The 301-nt window shown below is 65.1% G+C and carries 1 pseudogene; it reads left to right on the forward strand.

The annotated features are described in order from the left end of the window. Positions 1-301, forward strand: a pseudogene (locus ACF8GF_RS15425) (acetolactate synthase large subunit); the annotation flags it as partial.

Raw genomic sequence — 301 nt, forward strand, 5'->3', positions numbered from 1 at the left:
GCCACCAACCTGGTGACCGCCAGCGCCTACGCCTACCTGGGCGGCATGCCGATGATGATGATCACCGGGCAGAAGCCGATCAAGAAGTCCAAGCAGGGTCGCTTCCAGATCATTGACGTGTGCGGCATGATGGACCCCATCACCAAGTACACCCACCAGTTCGCCTCGGCCGACAACATCCCGGCCCGCATGCGCGAAGCCTTCCGCCTGGCCGAAGAAGAAAAGCCGGGCGCGGTACACCTGGAGCTGCCGGAAGACATCGCCGCCGAGCAGACCGACGCGCTGCCGATCCCGCGCAGCC

It is taken from the genome of Pseudomonas sp. yb_5, assembly GCF_043103865.1.
Taxonomy (GTDB): Bacteria; Pseudomonadota; Gammaproteobacteria; order Pseudomonadales; family Pseudomonadaceae; genus Aquipseudomonas; species Aquipseudomonas putida_Y.